The following is a 3,081-nucleotide window of genomic DNA, read 5'->3' as shown; positions in this document are numbered from 1 at the left end:
AAAGGGACTGGAATAGAAGTTGCCGCAGCTGGCAAGCCAGACGTCCTGTTCGCCGTCGAGAAGTGCGCGCGAGACGCCTTCATCATCCGGCGCGGGGCTCGCCAACGCGCCGCGCAGACGCTCCTCGTCGGGAGGAGGAAGGATCCTCGGGCCGGTCAGCGCTTCTTCGAGGGCGTCCGCCACGGCCTGCTCATGCAGCGGTCTGAGTGCCGGAATATCGGCGTAGTGTCGTGCCGCGATCTCGACGGTATGACCAACAGCGAAGCGGGCCATGTGCCCTTCGGTCTTGAGGTACCACAGGGCCTTGTGGGTCTTGCGTAGCTGCGAAAGGCGCAGGAGTAGCGGTCGACCGGCGTCATCGACAATGCCGTGACGCAGCGTCCACGCGTCGATCGTCGTGCGCGGATGGCGGATACCAGCAGTGATCTCGTTGGTCTGATAATAGACCCAAAGGTTGTCGCTGGAATTATGCACCCTGGCCTTGGCGGAGAGTGCGATAATCCGCCGGATCAGGCCGCCCGGTGTCGATGAGCCGCCATCACGGACCCGGATGGTCTTGTGCTCGGCACCGTGGGCGCGAAGCTTGGTGTAGGCGACATCGACGGTGCCGCCCGAAGCGTTGCGCAAACAATCGATGGTGAGCGACTTGCAGCACTCCAGCTCAAGCCCCGTCTCCAGCGAGAGCAGAACGAGAAGCGGCACGACGTCGCGTGCAGTAAGGTAGTGGGCAGCATGGAGGCCCAGGTTGAACCTTGCGCCGCTCAGTTCGCGAATCCACCGCAGCTTATACAGACTCTGACATGCGGGATCACGGTGGTGCAGCACGCCGCGCGCTTCGATGGCAGCGTGGGCTTGGCGGTAAGCGCCTTCTATCTCCGGCACCTCATCGAAACGCGACCCCGACCGCAAGCGCGCCTCGATCGCAACAAGATCGGCGCGTGCCGCATCGCGGAGTTGGCGAGCGACATACGGACTGTAGGCATCGCGTGGACGGGGGCGAACGTGGGGGTGCGAGCTGATGTAGCGCAGCCGTTCCCGCAAGCCAGGATCGACAAGCTCCGGACCATCGGCCGCAATGCGGCGAAGGACGGAGACGACCTTGGCGACATAGGTCGGCGCGTGCACGCGCGACTTGCCCTTCGCGGCGAGCCACCTCTCGAACCCGTCGATATGGTCGGCGCGAAGGTCTGCCGGGCCGTTGATCCGGTCGCCTGTCCCGGCAAGATAGGCAAAGAAGCTCGGCAACTGTGTGACGTATGTCTTGATCGACGAACGCACCATGATGGGGCCACGCGGAGCGACCAGCATGAACAGGCCCCGTGCAAAGGCGAGAGCCAGGCCACGGGGCCGCAAGCTGGTGAAATCCACGAGCAACTCGCCGCCGTATGGCGGATCGATCAAGAAGCGCAGCGTGCTGATCTGCGACCATGGATCGGCCTCGGGCGCAGTCGCGGCGGCCTCGAAACTGACCTTGCGCCCTTTGCGTGGAGCAGCGGTCATGATGGAAGATAGCCCGGTACGAGTGCCAACAGTTCTTCGACCGCCGCATCGATGGTATCGGCACGCGTGGCGAGGTGATCGAGATAGATCGAGGTCGTGGCGAGGCTTGAATGGCCGAGCAGTCGCTGGACTTGCTGAAGCGGATCGCCGACCAACTGGCGATAACCTTCCATAGCGCCCACCGGTGCCGCCGCCTCGGCAAGGCGGCGCTGGATCAGCATGGCCAGCATGTGGACCGCGAACGAATGCCTGAGCTGATGGGGGCTGACCCGGACGGGGATGCCGGCATCCATGGAGCGGCGGCTCGCCCGCGCGAAGATCGCTTCCCACGAGTTGGGAAGCACCGGATGCCCGACCTCGGTCAGCCAGAGCACCGCTGCTTCGCAGGGCGTGCCATCGTCAGCGCAAATAACAAGCCTTGCGCGTTCATCCGGTGTGACGACCTCCATATCCATCGTGCCACCGCCAACCAGCTGCAATGCGCGCAGCCCGAATGAGGGGCGGTGTATGAAGATCGGGCGGTCGATGGCTTCCCAGCCACGGCGCCTTGCGAACTTGGCGACGGCTGCGGCTCGCTCCACGGCAATATAGGCGTCAAACATCGGCAACAAACGGCGCGGCAGCAATATGCCACGCCCCCTGTCCCCCTTGGTGAGTGCCGCCGGAAGTTCGACCCGCCGCTGCCGTTCCGCGCGGGCGCCGCCAACCGGAATCTCGGCGGCGAGCAGAAAGGATGCCTCTTCGAGGCGCAGGCCGGTGGTGACCAGCAGATCGGCGAACAGCGCATTGCGCGCGCCATTGCGGTCACGTGCTCCAGGACGCTCGGTTCCCTCTACGGTCAGGCCGCGCAGGCCGACCTCGCGGAAGGCGCGGTAATCGGTGAGATCGATGAAGCGAACATCGGACCGACGGGCCGCGCGTTCATAGGCGTCGTTGCGGCCCGTGACGGCCGCTCGACGCCCTCCGTGCGAACTTCGCCAGACCTGACGGTGGGTAAATGGTGTGCGCTCGATCAGGCCTTCCCGCTCGGCCCATCGATAAAGCTTGTCGAGCGAGGCAATCGCCCGGTTCCATGTCGACGCCGAAACCCGGAACTCAGCGTCACTACGCCGACGTGCCCGATGATACGCACCGACATCATCGGTATCGGCTTGCCAGACAGACTTGCCGCGCGCGGAGGCGAGGAAGCGAACCCAGACCAGGACATCATAACCGTGGGCGCGCAGCGAATGGCGCGAACGCGCCCCGTTCAACGGCAGATCGAGGAAGTAGCGGTCGAGGTCTGGATCGTAGATCTCTCCACCTCGCAGGATTACCGGGATGTAGGAGTCCAGGCCATCCGCCGCCCGGCGTTCCTGAATGACGATCAGCGTCTCTGAAGTATCCACAGCTTGCCAGTCCCTCCCCCGGACCCCCTCCCGAATCCAGATCGCGCACGTTGCGCGTCTGCGGGACGGTGGCCATCAGGCCGGACTACGCCAGCTTATGGATAGCGCTTCATCCGGCCTGATGACCCCCTGCGTTGTGCCAAGAACATACCATTCAATGGTGCGTCAGGCACGGTGCAGACTGTCCAGATAA

The 3,081-nt window shown here is 64.3% G+C and carries 2 protein-coding genes; both read right to left on the bottom strand.

The features are described from left to right. On the bottom strand, positions 1 to 1,500 hold a 1,500-nt coding region (locus HHL27_RS22085; protein WP_169495513.1), incomplete at its 3' end, for a hypothetical protein. Continuing rightward, positions 1,497 to 2,888: a tyrosine-type recombinase/integrase gene (locus HHL27_RS22080; RefSeq protein WP_010890908.1), complete on the bottom strand. Its 1,392-nt coding sequence runs from the start codon at positions 2,886 to 2,888 to the stop codon at positions 1,497 to 1,499. The genes HHL27_RS22085 and HHL27_RS22080, both read right to left, overlap by 4 nt. Positions 2,889 to 3,081: the final 193 nt, after the last annotated feature.

Source organism: Novosphingobium olei, from assembly GCF_012927405.1.
Lineage (GTDB): Bacteria > Pseudomonadota > Alphaproteobacteria > Sphingomonadales > Sphingomonadaceae > Novosphingobium > Novosphingobium olei.
Note: the sequence above shows the minus strand (reverse complement) of the source record. Positions and strands in the feature narration are given on the sequence as shown.